The sequence below is a fragment of the Paraburkholderia sp. BL25I1N1 genome, from assembly GCF_003002025.1.
Taxonomy (GTDB): domain Bacteria; phylum Pseudomonadota; class Gammaproteobacteria; order Burkholderiales; family Burkholderiaceae; genus Paraburkholderia.
Window position 1 is genome coordinate 299,389 of record NZ_PVZB01000005.1, and the last position, 18,025, is coordinate 317,413.

General features: G+C 63.7%; 17 protein-coding genes. 10 read left to right on the forward strand and 7 right to left on the reverse strand.

The window, feature by feature from the left end:
• Positions 1 to 6 precede the first annotated feature (6 nt).
• The 3 genes from B0G73_RS10065 to B0G73_RS10075 all read left to right on the forward strand — a co-directional run bounded on the left by B0G73_RS10065 (position 7) and on the right by B0G73_RS10075 (position 3,638).
• Positions 7 to 1,416, forward strand: coding sequence for an HdeD family acid-resistance protein (locus B0G73_RS10065; protein WP_106280263.1), 1,410 nt, complete (start codon positions 7 to 9; stop codon positions 1,414 to 1,416).
• 359 nt (positions 1,417 to 1,775) lie between these two features.
• Positions 1,776 to 2,693, forward strand: coding sequence for a transglutaminase family protein (locus B0G73_RS10070; protein ID WP_106280264.1), 918 nt, complete (start codon positions 1,776 to 1,778; stop codon positions 2,691 to 2,693).
• Positions 2,694 to 2,834: 141 nt separating this feature from the next.
• A complete protein-coding gene (locus B0G73_RS10075) occupies positions 2,835 to 3,638 on the forward strand; it encodes a transglutaminase family protein (protein ID WP_106280454.1) in 804 nt (267 codons plus the stop codon).
• A 90-nt stretch (positions 3,639 to 3,728) separates the two neighbouring features.
• Here B0G73_RS10075 and B0G73_RS10080 read toward each other — a convergent pair whose 3' ends face one another.
• The 4 genes from B0G73_RS10080 to B0G73_RS10095 form a co-directional block, all read right to left on the reverse strand.
• Positions 3,729 to 4,940, reverse strand: coding sequence for an MFS transporter (locus B0G73_RS10080; RefSeq protein WP_106280266.1), 1,212 nt, complete (start codon positions 4,938 to 4,940; stop codon positions 3,729 to 3,731).
• A gap of 144 nt (positions 4,941 to 5,084) precedes the next feature.
• Complete coding sequence (locus B0G73_RS10085) at positions 5,085 to 5,558, reverse strand: VOC family protein (protein ID WP_106280268.1); 474 nt, start codon at positions 5,556 to 5,558, stop codon at positions 5,085 to 5,087.
• 36 nt (positions 5,559 to 5,594) lie between these two features.
• Positions 5,595 to 6,062, reverse strand: a complete 468-nt coding sequence (locus B0G73_RS10090) for a VOC family protein (RefSeq protein WP_106280270.1) — start codon at positions 6,060 to 6,062, stop codon at positions 5,595 to 5,597.
• A 131-nt stretch (positions 6,063 to 6,193) separates the two neighbouring features.
• The gene (locus tag B0G73_RS10095) at positions 6,194 to 7,804 is read right to left on the reverse strand and encodes an SH3 domain-containing C40 family peptidase (protein ID WP_106280272.1); all 1,611 of its coding nucleotides are present in this window, start codon (positions 7,802 to 7,804) and stop codon (positions 6,194 to 6,196) included.
• Between the two features lie 265 nt (positions 7,805 to 8,069).
• Here B0G73_RS10095 and B0G73_RS10100 point away from each other — a divergent pair, with 265 nt between their 5' ends.
• The 3 genes from B0G73_RS10100 (at position 8,070) to B0G73_RS10110 (ending at position 11,235) form a co-directional block, all read left to right on the forward strand.
• Positions 8,070 to 8,495 carry a molybdopterin-binding protein gene (locus tag B0G73_RS10100; RefSeq protein WP_106280274.1) on the forward strand — a complete coding sequence of 142 codons (426 nt, stop codon included), beginning with the start codon at positions 8,070 to 8,072 and terminating at the stop codon, positions 8,493 to 8,495.
• A gap of 186 nt (positions 8,496 to 8,681) precedes the next feature.
• Positions 8,682 to 9,182 carry a GAF domain-containing protein gene (locus B0G73_RS10105; protein WP_106280276.1) on the forward strand — a complete coding sequence of 167 codons (501 nt, stop codon included), beginning with the start codon at positions 8,682 to 8,684 and terminating at the stop codon, positions 9,180 to 9,182.
• A 355-nt stretch (positions 9,183 to 9,537) separates the two neighbouring features.
• Positions 9,538 to 11,235 carry a bifunctional diguanylate cyclase/phosphodiesterase gene (locus B0G73_RS10110; RefSeq protein WP_106280278.1) on the forward strand — a complete coding sequence of 566 codons (1,698 nt, stop codon included), beginning with the start codon at positions 9,538 to 9,540 and terminating at the stop codon, positions 11,233 to 11,235.
• Between the two features lie 57 nt (positions 11,236 to 11,292).
• Here the strand turns inward: B0G73_RS10110 and B0G73_RS10115 are convergent, their stop codons facing one another.
• Entirely contained in the window at positions 11,293 to 11,508 is a 216-nt protein-coding gene (locus B0G73_RS10115) for a DUF2945 domain-containing protein (RefSeq protein ID WP_106280280.1), read from the reverse strand.
• Between the two features lie 193 nt (positions 11,509 to 11,701).
• Between B0G73_RS10115 and B0G73_RS10120 the strand changes: the two genes are divergently transcribed.
• Positions 11,702 to 12,511 (forward strand): mechanosensitive ion channel family protein, encoded by an 810-nt coding sequence (locus B0G73_RS10120; RefSeq protein WP_106280281.1) that lies wholly within the window; start codon positions 11,702 to 11,704, stop codon positions 12,509 to 12,511.
• A gap of 147 nt (positions 12,512 to 12,658) precedes the next feature.
• On the opposite strand, the gene B0G73_RS10125 is transcribed toward B0G73_RS10120, so the two are convergent.
• Positions 12,659 to 13,771, reverse strand: coding sequence for a PHB depolymerase family esterase (locus B0G73_RS10125; protein WP_106280283.1), 1,113 nt, complete (start codon positions 13,769 to 13,771; stop codon positions 12,659 to 12,661).
• Positions 13,772 to 13,861: 90 nt separating this feature from the next.
• Positions 13,862 to 14,287 carry a CopG family transcriptional regulator gene (locus B0G73_RS10130; RefSeq protein WP_106280285.1) on the reverse strand — a complete coding sequence of 142 codons (426 nt, stop codon included), beginning with the start codon at positions 14,285 to 14,287 and terminating at the stop codon, positions 13,862 to 13,864.
• 501 nt (positions 14,288 to 14,788) lie between these two features.
• Here B0G73_RS10130 and B0G73_RS10135 point away from each other — a divergent pair.
• From B0G73_RS10135 to B0G73_RS10145, 3 genes are read left to right on the forward strand one after another with little or no spacing between them, the layout of a single operon-like run.
• Positions 14,789 to 16,195 (forward strand): class I SAM-dependent methyltransferase, encoded by a 1,407-nt coding sequence (locus B0G73_RS10135; RefSeq protein WP_106280286.1) that lies wholly within the window; start codon positions 14,789 to 14,791, stop codon positions 16,193 to 16,195.
• A 1-nt stretch (position 16,196) separates the two neighbouring features.
• Positions 16,197 to 17,534, forward strand: a complete 1,338-nt coding sequence (locus B0G73_RS10140; RefSeq protein ID WP_106280288.1) for a sensor histidine kinase — start codon at positions 16,197 to 16,199, stop codon at positions 17,532 to 17,534.
• Positions 17,535 to 17,541: 7 nt separating this feature from the next.
• Positions 17,542 to 17,946 carry a response regulator gene (locus B0G73_RS10145; protein WP_106280289.1) on the forward strand — a complete coding sequence of 135 codons (405 nt, stop codon included), beginning with the start codon at positions 17,542 to 17,544 and terminating at the stop codon, positions 17,944 to 17,946.
• Positions 17,947 to 18,025 lie beyond the last annotated feature (79 nt).

The window sequence follows — 18,025 nt, forward strand, 5'->3', positions numbered from 1 at the left end:
CTCGCAATGGTTCGTCTGGTCATGATTCTGTTGGGCGTCGATTATCTGCGCACGCGCTGGCGATCGTTGCGGATCGCCGGTTGCATCAGTTTTCTGCTCGGCGTGTTCGTGTTCATCGACGCGCTCGATAGCGCGCTCTATTTTCCCATCACCCCGTTCGTCTCGTTGCTGTTGCTCGAAGGCCTCGCCACACTGGCCGTCGCCTGGACCGGCATGGGCGGGCAACGCACGCTGCGCTATGTGAAGGGCATCGCGTTCACCACTGCCGCGGCGCTGATTCTGATCGGCCACGAGCATGGCAATTTCATTCTGTCGATGATCTTCGGCACGCTCTTTTTCGCCGATGGCCTCCTGCAGATCGTCGCGGCAAGAGTGGTCCGCTTTCGCACATGGCGGCTCGCGATGATCGGCGGCGCCGTCGAAATCGCGCTGGCGATTTTCTTCTATCAACCCTATCCGACCCACTACGTGGGCACGGTGCCGTACTGTGTCGGACTCGGGCTGATCTTTGGCGGATGGAACATGATCCTGCTGAGCGCCCGGGTGCGGCGGCTCGCGTCGAACCCTGCGGTCGCCGCCGGCGATTCCGCAGCGGACGCCGGCATTGCCGCCGCGAGCGCGCTGACCGCCAGCCGTCTGATCGCGCACGAATGGGACGGCCCGCCGGCCGCCGACGAAGCCGCGTTGACCGTGCATGTGTGGACGCCGGTCGGTTCGGCCAAGGGCGAGGCGCGCCGGCAATTGATCGTGGATCGCTATATCGCGGCGGTGGATCGCAACGGCGTGATATCGACCGGCCATGCCGCGCTCGAATCGCCCGAGGGCGTCTATATCAGCCTGTATCCTGGCGTCGAGATCGATCGGTCGCCGGACGATTTCGCGCGGCTGCTGCGTGCCACGCGCGAGAACGACATGCCGGGACTATTCCAGCCCGATTACCCGACCGAAGCGAAAGCGTGGTGCCCGTCGACGGTTCAGGTGCGCATCCGCAACTATGATCCGGTTCGCCTGAGCCGCTTCTGGGAGACATATCGACAGGATACGACTTACAACCTCACGCACCGCAACTGTTCGAGCAGTGTCTCGCGGGCACTGGAAGCCGCGATCGAAGGCGCCTCGTCGCGCGTGTGGGGCAATCTCGGCGGCTGGCAGCCGTTTTTGCGCGTGATCTCGACGCCGGAACTGTGGGTCGCCGCGCAAGTGCGCAAGCGAGCCGCGACGATGGCGTGGACACCCGGCCTCACGCTCGACTACGCGCGTGCGCTGAGCATGCTGGCCGACCCGCGGCCTTCGGGCTGGGTCAAGATGGCACGGCTCGCGGTGCGCAGAATGGTTCGCTCGCGTCAGCGGTGGCGCGAAGAGGCCCGTCACGCGCACGTTGCCGACGACGCGGCGCGCGGCACAGTGCGCGAATGATGCGCGCCGGGTGCATGCCGGGTGCACGCGCTGCCCAACTTCGGCGTTGCGGCAGAAACGGCAATCGCATCAACGGCTTGCAGTTTTTGCCGGATAGTTATGCACAGATTTGCGAACAGATTCTGTTGATAACTTCGCCGCGCGATGCCGCGGCCAAATGAGTACTTTCAACCAATATGGCGGGTGTATGCTCAACCCGTCAGTTTCTGTTTGAGAGCACTCGACCACACCGCAACCCGGCCGTGGCTCATTGAAGATCAAAACCGCGCCGCGCGCTTTTTGTCCGCAGCGGCAGCGGCTTTTTACAAGCGCGAACGCGATGGACACGATGAACCCGGCGGCATCCATCGGGCGGTCGGATGAATGAGCCGCAGCGTTTCACGGTGCGCCACGTCAGCGTCTACCGTTACTCGGAGCCCGTGCGCTTCGGCGAACATCGCATGATGTTCCGGCCGCGCGCGAGCCACGACCTGCGGCTCGTCACGAACAAGCTGGTGATCACGCCCGAGCCGTCGCGGCTGCATTGGCTGCACGACGTGTTCGACAACTCGGTGGCGGTCGCGAGCTTCGCGGGTAAGGCGAGCGAATTGCGCTTCGACAGCGAAGTGACACTCGAGCACTTCGAAGCGCCCATGCCCGATTACGCGCTCGAGCCGTATGCGGTGAACTGGCCGTTCGCGTACACCAACGAGGAAGCTTCAGATCTCGTAAACGCGCGCAGCCGCCAGTATCCGGACAGCGACGTGGACGAATGGGCGCGCCGCTTCGTGCCGATCCTGGGCAGCGCTGCAAAAAACGGCGGCAAAGGTGGCAAAAGCAGCGCGGGTAGTGGCGGCACGATGGCGCTGCTACGTGCCATGACGCTCGAAATCAAGAGCACGTTTTTCTATGTGCGCCGCACGGAAAAAGGCGTGAACCGTCCCGGCGACACGTTGCGCAGCCGCAGCGGCAGTTGCCGCGATTTTGCCGTGTTGATGATGGACGCGGTGCGCTCGCTCGGCCTCGCGGCGCGCTTCGTGAGCGGCTACCTGTTCGTGCCCGAGCATGACGCCACGCAAGGCGGCGGCGCGACGCACGCGTGGTTGCAGATCTATTTGCCCGGCGCCGGCTGGGTCGATTTCGATCCGACCAATAGCATCGTCGGCAATCGCCATCTGATTCGCGTGGCGGTGGCGTGGAACGCCTATCAGGCGCTGCCGTTGTGGGGCACGTGGCATGGCGCGCCGCATTCGTTTCGCGGCTTGCAGGTGGACGTAAGCGTGACCGAAGGCGAATGACCGCCAAGCAACGCGAATAAGACGAATGAACGCGCGCCGAAAATCACGGCGCGTCGAATCGAAACGTGTTTGCGGGAGTGACGCTGCGGGCGGCTCGCCGTGCGCGTCAATTGAATGTTTCAACTGGAAAAGGGCGCTGCGATGAAATTGCGCGTTGGCTACGAGCTGGTCTATGAGTGCGTGCAACCGACGCCGATGTTGCTGATGTTGAACACCCACTATTCGCACGCGAAAGAGGTGCTGAATCCTGATGTGCTGGTGGTCGATCCGCCGGTGCCGATCAGGCAGTATCGCGACTCGTTCGGCAATCTGTGCAGCCGGCTGGTGGCGCCGCCGGGAAAAATCTCTTTTTCGACGAGCGCGGTGCTGGAGGTGTCGTCGGAGCCGGAGATGCGGCCGCCGTACACCGAACAGCATCCGGTGGAAATGCTGCCCGACGATACGCTGGTCTTTCTGCTCGGCAGCCGCTATTGCGAAACTGATCTGCTCTCCGAATTCGCGTGGCAGACCTTCGGCAAGCTGCCGCTCGGCCGCGGGCGCGTGGATGCGATCTGCGACTACGTGCACAACCACATCGTGTTCGGCTACGACTTTGCGCGACCGACCAAGACCGCCTGGCAGGCATGGCAGGAGCGCAAAGGCGTGTGCCGCGACTTCGCGCATCTGGCCGTGGCGCTATGCCGGGCCATGAATATTCCAGCGCGTTATTGCACGGGCTATATCAGCGACGTCGGCCTGCCGCCGCCTTACGCGACGATGGACTTCGCCGCCTGGTTCGAGGCCTACATCGGCGGATGCTGGCAAACCTTCGACCCGCGCAACAACGCGCCGCGCACGGGACGTGTGCTGATGGCACGTGGCCGCGACGCCGCCGACGTGGCGCTCAGCAATGCGTTCGGGCCTACGCAGTTGTTGAAGTTCGCGGTGGTATGCGAGGCGGTCTAGCTGTGTTGCGGATAACGACCTCAAGCCACGCGGGCGCAGCGTAGCCCGCGCCCGTTATTAATCCCGGCATTCGGGCAAGCCAACGCGGCTTCATTCCCCGAGCGCCAGGGCGCGCTTCCGCCTTCGCACCAGCGCCGCGCCGATCGACACCGCCGCGCCGATGCCGCCCATCGTCAGTGAAAGAATCACGATCAGCGGGCCGGTTTGCGCGCGCGCCGAGAACACCCCGACCAACAGACCGGCGAGAGGCTGCGTCATGTTGTTCAGAAGGATCACCACGCCGGTCGTCTTACCGTAGTCCTGGGGCGGAATGATTCGTTGCCGCGCGCTGCGGATGTAGACGTTGAACATCTTGTCGAAGCCGACGATCAGCAGGAAGCCGAGCGCATAGCCCCACGGTGCCGCGCTCGCGCCGGCGATTACGCCGCCCGCGCAAATCGAGACGAAGGCGACCAGTCCCAGCGTGCGCGCCGGCCATGCGGCGCGTGCGATCGTCAACAGAATCAGCACCGTGGCGACAGCGCCGGCGGTTTGCAGTCCGGCATAGTAGCGATTCGACTGCGCGTGAAGGCCGGTCACCATGGCCGCGGACGTGGCGAGCGTCACGCCGATCACCAGATTTTCGGCGGCGGCGAGCAGCACGACTTTTTTCAAGCCCGGCAGCACCAGCACATGACGCAGCGCGATGCGCAGCGGCAGCGTCCAGTGGCCCGGCGCCAGAGGCGGCGGCTCCGCGGCGCGAAAACCGCTGGCGCGTTGCCACAGCAGCAGGGCGGCATCGGCGAGAAGAAACAGCATGCCGGTTACGCCGACCACCCATTCCCAACGCCACAGGCCGAGCAGCAGCGCGGCGAGCATCGGACCGAGCACGAAGCCCAACTGGTCGGCCAACTGCGAGTAGGCGAGCACGCGCTGGAACTGCTGCGTGCTGAAGATTTGCGGCAGCATGACTTCACGTGCGACGAGGCCCTGGCTCGTCAATACGCCGCACACCGCCGAGAGTGCGATCAACCAGCCGATGCCGCCGAACAACGCATAAGCGAGTATGCCGCCGAAGCAGGCCAGCGCCCGCACCGCCTGGCTGACGCGCATCAACCTGAGCGGCGAGATGCGATCGCACAACGCGCCGAAGAAAGGAAACACCAGATAGCGCGGCAGCGTTTCGATAAAGAACGCGAGGCCCGACCACGAGACTTGATGCGTGGTCTGGAAGACGACGAGTGGCACGAGAAACAGCAGGACCTGATCGGCGAGACGCGCGACAAAAAGCGAGCAGAAGAAGGCTTGATGGTTGACGCGCACCGTTTATGTCCCGCCGTTAATGGGTCGAGACCGATCCTATCAAAGACGGAGCTGTCGCGCCCTTCGTCCGCTCGCTGCGCTGTGAATGCACAACGCATGCAAGCGGCCCGCGCGCCGACGGCGGCGCGCGGTCAGGGGCGCACTTCAATCGCCGCGATAAGCCGCTTCGAGCGGCGCGATATCGAGCTTGACCATGCTCATCATCTGTTTCATCACGCGGCTCGCCTTGACGGTGTCCGGGTCGCGCAGCATCTCGCCGAGTACGTCGGGCGCGATCTGCCACGAGACGCCGAAGCGGTCCTGAAGCCAGCCGCATTGCCACTCCTTGCCGCCGTCCAGGAGTTTCGTCCAGTAACGGTCGATTTCTTCTTGCGACCCGCAGTGCACGAACAGCGAAATTGCCGGTGTGAAGGGGAACTGCGGGCCGCCGTTCAGGGCCATGAACTCCTGGCCCTCGATCTCGAACGTGATGGCCAGCACGTCGCCCGCCGGCCCGGGTCCGGCGTCCGTGTAATGCATCGTGGTGGCGATGCGGGAATCGGAAAATACGGACGTATAGAAGCGGGCCGCCTCTTCGGCATTGCCGTCGAACCACAGGCACGGCGCAATCTTTTGCATGACGTTTCTCCTCCTTCTCACCGAACGGACCGCGCCTTACTTCATGCAGTCCATCATGGCTTTCTGGATTTCTTCCGGGCTCAGGTCGCGCTTGTGCGTGGCCAACGACCAGCTATGGCCGAACGGGTCTTTCACCTGGCCGTACCGGTCGCCCCAGAACATGTCGGTGACGGGCATGACGACGGTCGCGCCGGCGTCGACGGCCTGCTTGAAGCTGGCGTCGACATCTTCCACATAGTAGTGAATCGTAACCGGCGTGCCTTTCAGCGTGTTCGGGCCGAACGACTGGTGCTCGGGCCATTCGTCGGTCAGCATCAGCATGGAATCGCCGATCTTCAGCGTGGCGTGCATGACCTTGCCGCCAGGGCCCGGCAGGCGGACCTGTTCGACGGCGTTGAAGGCCTTGGTGTAGAACGCGATGGCGTCCGCGGCGTTGGCGCAGATCAGATACGGGGTGAGCGAGTGCATCCCGTCGGGGATCGGTTTGACAGCGTTGCTGGACATGACGGCGACTCCTTGAAGTAACAGGTTCGTGAGTTGAAAGACCGACTCGGTCGAGTCAGGTCTTCAACGTTACGACGGTTACGTGACCGATGAATCGACACTCCGGGAAAAATATTTTTCAGGCGTGCGTTTCAACCGGCCGGATTGTCCTCGTCCGGCGGCGCGGCGGACGGCGCAGGCGTGCCACCACGCGGCGCGCCGAGGATGCTGATCTGGAACGTCGGCGTCGCCGCGAGCGATTGCAACGTGGCGTCTTCGGGAATGTGTTCGAACAGCGGCAGAATCACCGAGCCGCCGATCACCGCGCGCCGGCTGTCGTCGGCGGGCCGCAAGCCCCATACGTCCTGATAGACGACCGGCACCGCGCTGCCGTTGCGGGTGGTGTTGCCGATATACAGCATCACATGCCCACCGATGTAGATCAGCGTGCGCAACGGCTCGCCGTGCTGCGCCAGATAGTCGAGCCGCTGCGCGGGCGTGGACGACGACAGGTCGATCATGCGGCCGGCGCTCATCTGCGTGGACGAATGGCGCGGCAGCCAGACGCCGAACGCGGCGAAGATGCTTTGCAGTTCCGACGAACAGTCGTTGTAGAGCCCGCTATTGCCCCAGCCGTAGGGGCGGCCGATTAGCGTTTTCATCAGCATCGCCAGATGGCGCGGCGTGGCGGCGAGCGGCGCCGGCGCGATTTGCGCGTCGCTCAGGGCGGCGGTGCGGATCAGCGCCCGGCCGTCCGCGTCGCGCGCGGGGACGAGTATTTGACGCGCCGCTGCCGGCTCGGCCGCGGCGCCAATGTCGCTCGCGGCAGGCTTCGCTTGCGCCGGCCGCGCGGTGTTGGCGGGCACGATCGGCAGCAGCGTGCCGGCCGGCGCGTCGAAGCGGAACACGCCGCGGCTGTCGCGCACCGGCGCCGACGCCACGATCACCGCACCGAGCGCTTTGCCCGTTGCGGCGCGCCATGTATCGACGAAGCGATCGTCGGCCATGCCGACGCCGTCGCTGCGCACCCAGCCTTGCACATCGGGCGTCTGCACGTAATGCCACGCACCGTCGACGCTACCGCCGAGCACGTAAAGCGGCGTGCCGGGACGCACGGCCGAGATCTGCAGGTTGTCGAACGGATAGCCTTCGCCGGCCAGGCGGTGGTCGTAGAACGACGGGTCGTTGGTCGGCAGTTCGCGCACCATCAGGTTGCTGGTGGCGATCGCGCGGCGCTGCGGCTGATAAACGGCCATCTGCGTAAACTGCGCGACATTCATGTTTTGCGCGATGGCGTCGATCCACGCCTTGTCGTGCGGCCGGAAATTTTCGCCGTAGCCGATGTCCGCGCCGCTCTTGCCCGTGTTATCGAACCTGACGATGCGCCGCTGCTGCAACGCGGCAATGTCCGCGCCTTGCTGGCGATAGACGCGCATCGTCACGAAACTGGCATTCCATGGCGAGGGCGCCGCGGTGCCGGTGCCGAAGTAGCGCGTGTAGAGCGCCTTGAAGTGCGCCTGCTGTTCCGCCGGACTCAGGAACGGCTGGTCGTAGCCCGGGCTGTCGGGTTCGAGCCAGTGATCGACGTTCTGGTCGTAATGCCCGATGGGGAACAGCGTGACGGTGTCGAGTTGGGTGTGCGTGTCATGCGTCGGCGACGGGTTGCTGCACGCGGTGATCGCGGCGAGCATGGCGCATAGCGCGGCGCCGCGACGGGCGCTCGGCCAGGCGGCGGCAAGGCGGGATGGAACGGCAACGGGCATAGGGTTCGGCGAAGAAGGTCCAAGGCACGATGATACGGTGTCGGCGCATTGTGCGGCAGGTTGGACCGGCGCCGCGCTGTGCATGCCCATGCATAATGCTTATGTGGTTTCATTGGGCGTTCGCATTGTTCATGGCGGCTGCGCGATACCGCGCTTTACGCGCAGTTTTCCGTAGCCGGCGGGCATTTCACGACGCTCACCGCTCAACCCGACAGATGGCTTCCAACCAACGTTCGTAGGAGGTCGCCTGAACAAGGAGAACAACATGCAAACCAGCGCGCGCAATCAATTCGCCGGCGAAATCACCGAACTCAAACATGGCGCCGTGAACGACGAAGTCACGCTGCGCACCCAGAACGGCCTGGAGATCGTCTCGATCATCACCCATGGCAGCGCAACGTCGCTCGGTCTCGCGGTGGGCAAACAAGCCTTTGCGCTGGTCAAGGCGTCGTCGGTGATCGTGATGGTCGACGTCGCGAAGAATCAGGTGTCGGCGCGCAATTGCATCGCCGGTACGGTGTCGGCGCTCACGAAGGGCGCGGTGAATTCCGAAGTGTCGATCAGCGCGGGCGGCGCGCAGATCGCGGCGATCATCACCAATGAGAGCGTCGATCGCCTCGGCCTCGCGAACGGCAAAGCGGCGACGGCGATCTTCAAGGCATCGAGCGTGATCATCGGCGTCGATCAGTAGTCGTCGTGTGGTTTTTCCGTTGGTTTCCGCCTTGCGCGGAGGCCGACGGGTCTGACGGAACCGGAAGGAGAGCGAGCGCTGCTGTGTGCCCGTCGCCGTGCGTGTGCGCGCCGTGAAGGAAACGGCGGCTTGCTTTAAACTGCACGACTCGCTGTTCCTCCTTCCGCTTTCATCACGGACGCCGTCATGTTCGAAGTCTCCTCCGCCTCGCATCTGCCCAAAGCCGCGCACTACGAAGAACTGGTCGCACAGGCCCGCTCGCTGCTCGCCGGCGAAACCGACTGGATCGCCAACGCCGCGAATTTTTCCGCCTTCGTGTTTCATTCGCTCAGCGATCTGAACTGGGCCGGCTTCTATTTCCACGACGGTCGGGAACTGGTCGTCGGACCGTTCCAGGGCAAGCCCGCGTGCGTGCGAATTCCGCTCGGCAAGGGCGTCTGCGGCACGGCCGCGCAGACCCGCGAGACGCAGGTGGTGCGCGATGTCCACGAGTTTCCCGGCCATATCGCCTGCGATTCGGCCTCGCAATCGGAAATCGTCGTGCCGCTCGTCGCGCCGGACGGCACGCTGATCGGCGTGTGGGATGTGGACAGTCCGAGCGTCGCGCGCTTCGACGAAGAAGACGCGAAGGGCATGGAAGCACTGTGCGCGGTGTTCATCGAAGCAGCGCTTCCGCGCGCCGCGTAAAACACAGAACGGCGGCGCCTTCTGCTTTTCCGTATATAGAGTCAATGCAGTTCCGGGATCGGTCGGCGGATCTCATCCCGCCATCGTTCTCTCCAACGCGCTCGAGACGCTCACGAGCGCGACGAACCGCCACCAGGTTCTGGCGACACGCATGCGTTCCGCCACCGCTGCCACCGCCAGCCCGCTGACATTTCAACGCCCCCCGCCGCGGCCAATTCGGCGGGGGCGCGAAAGCCGTTATCATACGCACGGTTGCCCGCAACATCGGACCGGAATTTCGGGGCTACTGGTTGCGCCCACGCGTCAAAAAACGCTCGATCGCTTTCACTACTCAGGAAAATCAAAGGCCGGCGCGATGCACGTCCCCCTCTACGCTGAAACGCGTACGCGCGATGCCGCGCTTGCGTCGGCGCCTTATGGCATGTTTACCTGCACGGCGGACGGCACGTTCGACTCCATCAACGCCGCTTTCGAGAAGCTGACGGGATGGGCGGCTGAAGAACTGATCGGTCGCCGCACCTTCGAGTCTTTGTTCGATCCAGCCGAACTGGCCAAACGCCGCGCCGAATTGCCGCCGCTTGCCATGGTGACTTCGCGCTATGAAGGCGAGTGGAGCTTTTTGCGGCGCAACGGTACGCCGGTTCGCGTGGTGCTGGCGTTGGCGCCGCTCGTCAACGAGCCCGCCCAGGCCGCTTGTGCGGCGCTGTATGTGGGTATCGCCATCGACATGACGCGTTACGCGCAATCGGAAGCGCGTCTCTGGTACGTCGCGCATCACGACGGCGTGACCCGCCTGCCCAATCAAACGCTATTCACCGAACGGCTGGAACTGACGATCGCGCGTTGCGAGCGTAGCGGCAGCGGTTTTACCGTGCTGATCGCCGAGCTCGATCATCTGCGCAAACTGCGCGACGCGCTCGGCTTGCATGCGGCTGAACTCGTGCTGCAGATTGTTGGCGAACGCTTGCGCGGTCTCTTTCCGAACGACGGCACGATCGCTTCGATCGGCGGCACGCAGTTCGCGTTGCTCGTCAACGAAACCGGCCCGGCGGCCGATGCGTTCGCCGCCGAAGCGCTAGGGCGCATCGCCGAGGCGATCGACTACGCCGGCACCGCGTTGACCATTACCGCGAGCATCGGCATCGTGGCTTATCCGGCCGACGGCGGCGATGCGCCTACGCTGATGCGTCGCGCGGGTGTGGCGCTGTCGGCAGCTTCGGCGGTGAACGGCAATGCGGTGCGGCGGTTTTCCACAGCGCTCGAAGGCCAGGCCGCGCGCCGCTTCGAACTGCAGACCATGTTGCGCGACGCAATCGAGCGTCAGCAACTGCATCTCGTGTATCAGCCGCAGGTTACGCTGTCCAACGGCCACATCGCGCAAGTGGAGGCGCTGCTGCGCTGGAACCATCCGCAACGCGGCCTGATCAGTCCCGTCGAATTCGTGCCGGTTGCGGAGGAGGCGGGTTTGATCGAGCACATCGGCGAGTGGGTGATCCGGACCGCGTGCCGCGACGCCGGTAAGTTGCTGCGGCTGACGGGCAACTTGCCGCGCTTCGCGGTGAACGTCTCGCCGCAGCAGTTCCAGCGGCACAATCTGTTCGAAACGATTCGTGAGGCATTGGAAGATGCCGCGCTCGACCCCTCGTATCTCGAAGTGGAAATCACCGAAGGCGTGCTGCTCGGTGACACCGAACAGGCTTTGCAAACGCTTTTTGCCCTGCGCGATCTAGGCGTTGAGGTCGCAGTGGACGACTTCGGCACCGGCTATTCGAGCCTCGCTTATCTGACGCGTTTTCCGCTGAACCGTTTGAAAATCGACCGCTCTTTTGTAATGCGCATGAGCACCGATCCGCAGTGCGCGGCCCTGGTGGGCGCCATCATCGCAATGGCGCACGCGCTCAAACTGCGCGTGACGGCCGAAGGCGTCGAAACGGCCGAGCAGGCCGCGCAACTCGAAGCGCTCGGTTGCGATGAAGCGCAAGGCTTCTGGTTCTCGCGACCGGTTACTGTTGCAGCACTGCGTAATCTGCTGAGGCCTTTGGGCACTGTTTGAAGCCGGGTTGCCGGCAGCATGGATCGCCGTGCGCGCGGATGTGCTTAGCCATCCGTATCAATTCTTCAATCGATGCAACGCGTCGCCGCGATGAACGGCATGCTTGCCACTCTTCTCGCTTTGTACCTCGTAGTGTGGGTCGGATGTCGAGGCATCGACGGTTCTGCCATCCACGGTGGTATGGGTAGAAATGACACGCACGACTTTGCCATGCGTGACGCCTTGCGGCGTGTTCCAACTGACACGGTCGCCAGACTTCAGATGTTGGGACATGTGGCGCTCCTTTTTGCCGGACCAAGGGCAGCAGTGAAACTGCCTCGCTGATCAGGCTTCGCATGATTCGCACAGGTACTGGTCGCATTGGCGAGCAAGCCGCGTGCCTTCGCACGTGAAATGTAAGGGGTGGGAACGTATCCTGCTTCCGTGCGTCAGGTGTACTTACACCGTAACGGAGCGAAGACTCGAGATGAACGATCTCTTAACCCGACTCTTTCACTTCCAGCCGTCGTTGCTCGTCACGCTGACGCACGACGCCCTTCATATCGTGCTGGCCGTGCTGATCCTCGCGGTCGGCTGGTGGCTATCGAACCGCATCGGCGCCATGTTTGCGCGCGCGCTCGCGCGTACGCATGCTGACCCGACGCTCGCACCGATGCTGGCCGCCATGAGCACTTGGGCCGTACGCGTGCTCGTATTCATCGCGGCGCTCAGCGAAGTCGGCATCGCCACGGCGAGCGTGCTCGCGGTGCTCGGCGCCGCCGGTCTCGCGATCGGACTCGCGCTGCAAGGCACGCTGCAAAATATCGCGGCCGGCATGATGCTGTTGATGCTGCGTCCGTTTCGCGTCGGCGACGTGATCGAGGGCAGCGGCGCGGCAGCGGGCATTGTGCGCGAAGTGGGGCTCTTCACCACGCGCATCGAACGCGGCGACGGCAATGCCGTGTTCGTGCCGAATAGCCAGATATGGAGCAATCCGGTGATCAACTACAGCAGCGGCGGCACGCAGCGCATCGAGGTCGAAGTGGGCCTCGCGCAGCGCAAGGACGTCGACGCCGCGATCGGCGAATTGAAGAAACTCGTCGCCGACGAACCGCGCGTGCTGAGCGGCGCCACGCTCGCGCCGATCGTCACGGTCGCCGACTATCCGGACGATGGCGGCGCGACGCTGCGCATCGCGGCGTGGGTGCGCACGCCAGACGCGTCGCTGACCAGCGGCGACCTGCAAGAGCACGCGCAGGCCGCGCTCGAACAGGCCGGTTGCCCGGTTGCGGCTTAGGTCGCGGCGTTGTCTTTAACGGGGCCTTTTACTGTCCGTCAGCGCCGATATAGAGCGAGGCGTCTCGTGTCATCACGCCACCGTCTCTACAGCCAGCGGTCACTCATGTTGAACGCGATCCGTCTGGCTCGAAGCCGAGGTGCCGGCTCAATGCGTACGCGGATGGGCGAGAAAGAATCGCACCATTTCCGCGGCGGCGTCGGGGCCGGACGGGTCCGTGTACGAACCGCGCTGACTGCCGCCGGCCCACGCGTGACCCGCGCCGTGAATCGACCACGACTCCGCTTCCACGCCGTTCGCCGCGACATGCCGTTGCCGCGTATACGCGCGCCGTCCGCTTGCAGCGCCTGATTGCTCGCTGACGGTGGTGGTGCCCGCGTCGAAGGCCGCCACGATCTCGGCCGCATTCGACGGATGGACGGTTGTGTCAGCGTCGCCATGAAACACGATCAACGGACGTTGCGGCGTGCCATGCGCGCGTTTGCGTTGAGCCTTGCCGCCCTTCATCGCGCCGAGCGCCGAAGGCAGGTCCTTCGCGCAACCGTAGGCAAGTCCCGAATGCACGCCGGCCGCGGCGTAGAGATCGGGCGACGTCTTCAGCATGATGTCCGCCATCGCGCCGCCCGCCGACAGACCCGCGACATACACGCGCGCCGGATCCACGCGATAGCGGCCCATCACTTCTCGCGTGATGCCGGCGATCAACGACGGCTCGCCCTGATCGCGGAGTTGATCGGCAGGCTTGAACCAGTTCCAGCATTTCGAATGATTGGCCGCTTGCGCCTGATTCGGATACACAACGATAAAGCCATGACGCTCCGCCATTTCGTTCATGCGCGTGCCGGCGGCGAAATCGTCCGCGTTCTGCGTGCAGCCGTGCAGCATGACGATCAGCGGCAATGGTTCGCTGTTGTAGACGGCGGGCACGTAAAGTTTGTACTGGCGTTGTCCGGCTGCGTTGCTGAACGTGTGCGTGCTGAAGGTGCCCGGCGAGTCGGCGTCGAAAGCCGGCGCGCCAGGGGCGTGCGGAGCGGGGCGCGCCTGGGTCTGCGCCTGGGTTTGCATCTGCGACCACGCTTGCGCCCATTCGCTCGCATTCGACGGCGTGTTCGATGTCCGTACGTGGTCCGCGCGGGCCTCGTTCGCTTTGCCGCCCGCGAGCGCGCGCTGAACCGCCGCGGTGGCTTCCTGCGGGCCCTTCGTGCGCAATAGCTCGAAGGCGTCTGTCATCGATTTCAGGAAATCTTCGTTCATTTTCATGATGGTTTGCAGTGACCTGTGTGGAGCGTGGATGAGCGAGTCGACGGATGAGTCGCTGCTTCAGCCACGGTAATGAGTCGAGCGCCGCGCCTAGCTGATGCGGCCGGCGAGCGCCGCCTTGACCGCGGGCGACGCGTGAAAGGCGCCGAGCACCACCACCGATGCAATCGTGGCCGCCGCGAGTTCGGGCGGCACATCGGCTGCGATGCTGGCGAGGCCTAGCACGTGAATGTCGAGTTGCTCGTGCGCGGCCTGAGCCGCCTCGAGGTCCTGCCGCGAGAAGTGCTGCATGCCCAGCACCATGGCGCGCCGGGTCACCGTCTCCGCGACGACCTGGGCATGCACCGCGATCTGGTTGCGGATCGCCGTGCGGATCAGGTCGGTGCGGTTCGAGTAAAAGCCTTCTTCGACCAGCAGGTCGATCTGGCCGAGGTCGATCGGACCCAGGTTGATGGTGATTTTTTCGGTCTCGCCGCCTTTGGGGCGTGAGGCGTCGACGAGCTTGAGTTTCGGCATTTGCACTCCCAGTGGCATCCGTAGGCCATCCAAATAACATCCAATGGGATGGTTATACGCTTGTCGGCGGAGCGCGGTCAAGGAGGAAATTGGGGGCTCGTTCGGGAGTCGCCCGGCAGTTGGCCGATGAATTGGCGTGAGACGACAGCATTCTTTTTTATCAGTAGAATGCTGCAATCGCAAAGGGCCGTATTGTCCCGAAGCCGGCCTTCAGGGCCACCCGGCTAACGAGTCTCATTGAAGCCGCGGTGTCATTAGCACGCGCGCTGTTGCGAGATGAGCGGACAGGTCGAATGCATAACTTGTCCGGCCGATGCAGTTCGGGAGGAAGGGGTACGCACCCGGAAAACGGGTTGCTGCTGCGACAACTGAAATATCCATGGCGACGCTTCGTCACGGGGACCTGAGGAAACCATCGACGCTGAACCGGCCGATCTGCTGGCCTGGTATCGCACCAGATTCCAAACCAACTTCTCGTGGTACTTTCCTGGCCGCCATACTGTGTATTCCAAAACGCAAATCGATCCGGTAGTGAGCTTCCTCAACTCGCAGGGCGAGCAGGTGCGGGGCACGATCATCAATCTCCAGCGAAAGTCCCTGGTGATGGAGGTCTATAACCCGTACTCGATCGTCCAGGTCAGTGAGGTACTGAGCGACCTGTCGGTCAAGATGGGCGTGGAGCACGCCTATTCGGGCAAGGCGGTCGTGATCAGCATGGTCAACACGGGCCTGACAGCCATTGTCTCAGTCACGCTGATCGCTGAGTGGCGGGAACTGAGCGGCGGCGTGCTGGAAGCGCGCGCGGTCGGGGAAGAAGCGCGCCGGTTCTCGCAGGACTGGGCCGAGCGCTTCAAAATCCGCCGTGACTACCAGATCGCGGTCAACCAGATCCGGGCTTTTCTCTCCGACATGTCTCGCTGGGTCGAGCAGGCGGACCTGGCCGACACCATGCCGAAGGATGGCAAAAGCCTGCGCGAGGATTTCTTCCTCGAACTGGCATCGCCGCTGATGGAAAGGACCAAGGTCTACTTCGACGAATTCGAAGGCGAGGCGGGCCTCGTCGACGAAGAACTGGCGCCGGCACACCGTGCCTTTGCCCAGGCCGCGCTCCATCCTCTGCTGCTGCGTTCGCCTTTCGTCTTCCGCACCTTCACCAAGCCGCTGGGCTATGCCGGCGACTACCAGATGGTCAACCAGATGCTCGACGATCCCCGCCAGGGCCCGAGCACGTATTTCCAGATCGTCAACGCGGCCTTCCTGCAGACGGCCGTGGCACGCGCGCACCGCAATCGCGTCGAGTTGCTGGTGGACTACCTGACCCGGCTGGCCAATGAAGCGCGCGCCGCGCGGCGGCCGTTCCGGGTTCTGAACGTGGGTTGCGGCCCCGCTCAGGAGATCCAGCGGTTCATGCGTGAATACGACGAACCGGAGTGGCTGACGTTCGAACTGCTCGACTTCAGCCAGGAGACACTGGACTGGACGCGCGACCGCCTCGCGGCGATTGCACAGGAAACGGCCAGACGCATGACCATCAGCTACACGCACGACTCGGTCCACCACCTGCTCAAGCGCCGGATGGATGCGGACGCACCGGACGTCCGCGAATTCGACGCGGTCTATTGCGCCGGCCTGTTCGACTATCTCTCGGACAAGGTCTGCGCCCGGCTGAACCAGCATTTCGCCAGCCGCACCAGACCGGGCGGCCACCTGCTGGTCACCAATGTCCACGCCGACAACCCGGAGCGCCTCAGCATGGAGCACGTGCTGGAGTGGTACCTGATCTATCGCAACGAGGCACAGATGGCCGAAATCATGCCGGAAAACTGTGGCGAGCCGCGCCTGTACACGGATGCGACCGGGGTGAACGTATTCGCCGAGGTAATGATCGGCCGGCAACAAGTAGCCTGAGATGACGACATCCCTCGCTGGGCTGCGTTCGAACTATCGTGAAGAACTGCGCGACTACCGGTTGCTGTGCAGCAAGGCTGGCGGCCTGACCGTGATCGTGCTGGTGCTGATGGGCGTGGCGCTGGACTATGTCGTGTATCCGGCCGAGCAGAAGCGCTTTGCCATCGTTCGGGTGCTGACCAGCGCGGCCATCGGCCTGGCGTTGCTCTCGCTGTACACGGAAACGGGCAAACGCCAGGTGCAGGTCATCACTTTCTTCTGGCTGCTGCTGCCGCAGGCCATGATCTCGTGGATGATTTATGTCACGCAGGGCGGGGAGTCGCTGTTCTATGCCGGGCTTATGCTGACGATCTTCGCGGTCGGGATTCTGTTCCCCTCCGGCTACTGGCAGACGCTGGCATTCGGCCTCGCCACCGTCCTGCTCTACTACATTGCCTGCGCGGCGCATCCGGGCGGCATACAGAACCCAAGCAAGTTCCAGTTCCAGCTCATCCTGATCTTTTTCTGCGCGTTGGCCAGTTCCATTTACACCTACTTCAACGAGAAGGGCCGCTTCCAGCTTTTCCGGCTGAAGGACGAGGTAGCGCACAAAAACGACCAGCTCGCGCTGACCAATGAAAGCCTGTCGCAGATCAAAGGCCAGTTGCTGCAGCAGGAGAAGATGGCTGCAATCGGTACGTTATCCGCAGGGCTGCTCCACGAAGTCAACAACCCCGTGAACTTCTGCCTGATGGCCATCGAAATAGCCATGGAGGAACCGGAGGTCAAGGACAGCCCGTCGCTGCAGGAGTGCCTGACGGACGTCAAGCAGGGCATGCACCGCATCCAGCATATCGTGTCGGACCTGAAGACCTTTGCCTACCGCAAGCCCGGTGCGGCGGCGGACGACGTGCCGTTCCTGTTCGAGAAGGCACTTGACTCGTCGATCCGGCTGAGCGCGCATGAACTGCGCGGCGTGAGCGTCACGCGCGAGCTGCCCGGCGATACCCTCGTGCTGGGCGACGAAGCCGCCATCATCGGCGTGCTCATCAACCTGTTTTCGAATGCCGCGCTGGCCATGCACAAGGCCGGCACCGCATCGCCGAAAGTCCATGTCACGGCGCAATGGCGGGACGACCGGCTGCACGTGAATGTGCGCGACAACGGCCCGGGGATCGCCGCGGAGAATCTGGCGCGGGTGTTCGAACCATTCTTCACTACGCGCGAAGTCGGCCAGGGCTTAGGCCTTGGTCTGTCCATCAGTTATGCGGTGGTGGAGCGGCACGGCGGCACACTGTTTGCGGAAAGCCAGTTGGGCGAGTGGACGGCGTTCAACTTCGACCTGCCGCGCCTGGAGTGATGTAGAAATGAAAGAGACCCAACAAGCGCGGCAGACTGTCGTTTATGTCGATGACGAGGAGCTGGCTCGCAAGTACTTTGCGCGTTCGGCGGGTCGCGATTATGACGTGCTGCTCGCCGGCAACGCGGACGAGGCCATGTCGATCCTGCGCCGCGAAGGTGCGCGGGTGACCATTTTGGTGACCGACTTCCGCATGCCGGGCCGGCATGGCGACGACCTGCTGCGGCAGGTCTCCCAGGAGTATCCGCATATCGTCCGGATCCTGGTGACGGCCTACGCGGACAGCAACGCGCTCCTGGGCGCGGTCAATTCCGGCGAGGTATTTCGAATCCTGGAGAAGCCGCTAGGCGTGGCCACGGTCCGCGAGGTGCTGGCATCCGCGGCTACGGCCCCGGTGTCGCGCCCGAAGTGATGCAGCGCATGCCGGTCGGCCCGTGATCACGAACGCGGGCGTGAGCGGCTGGGACATGATTTTCTGCAACCGCGTCATG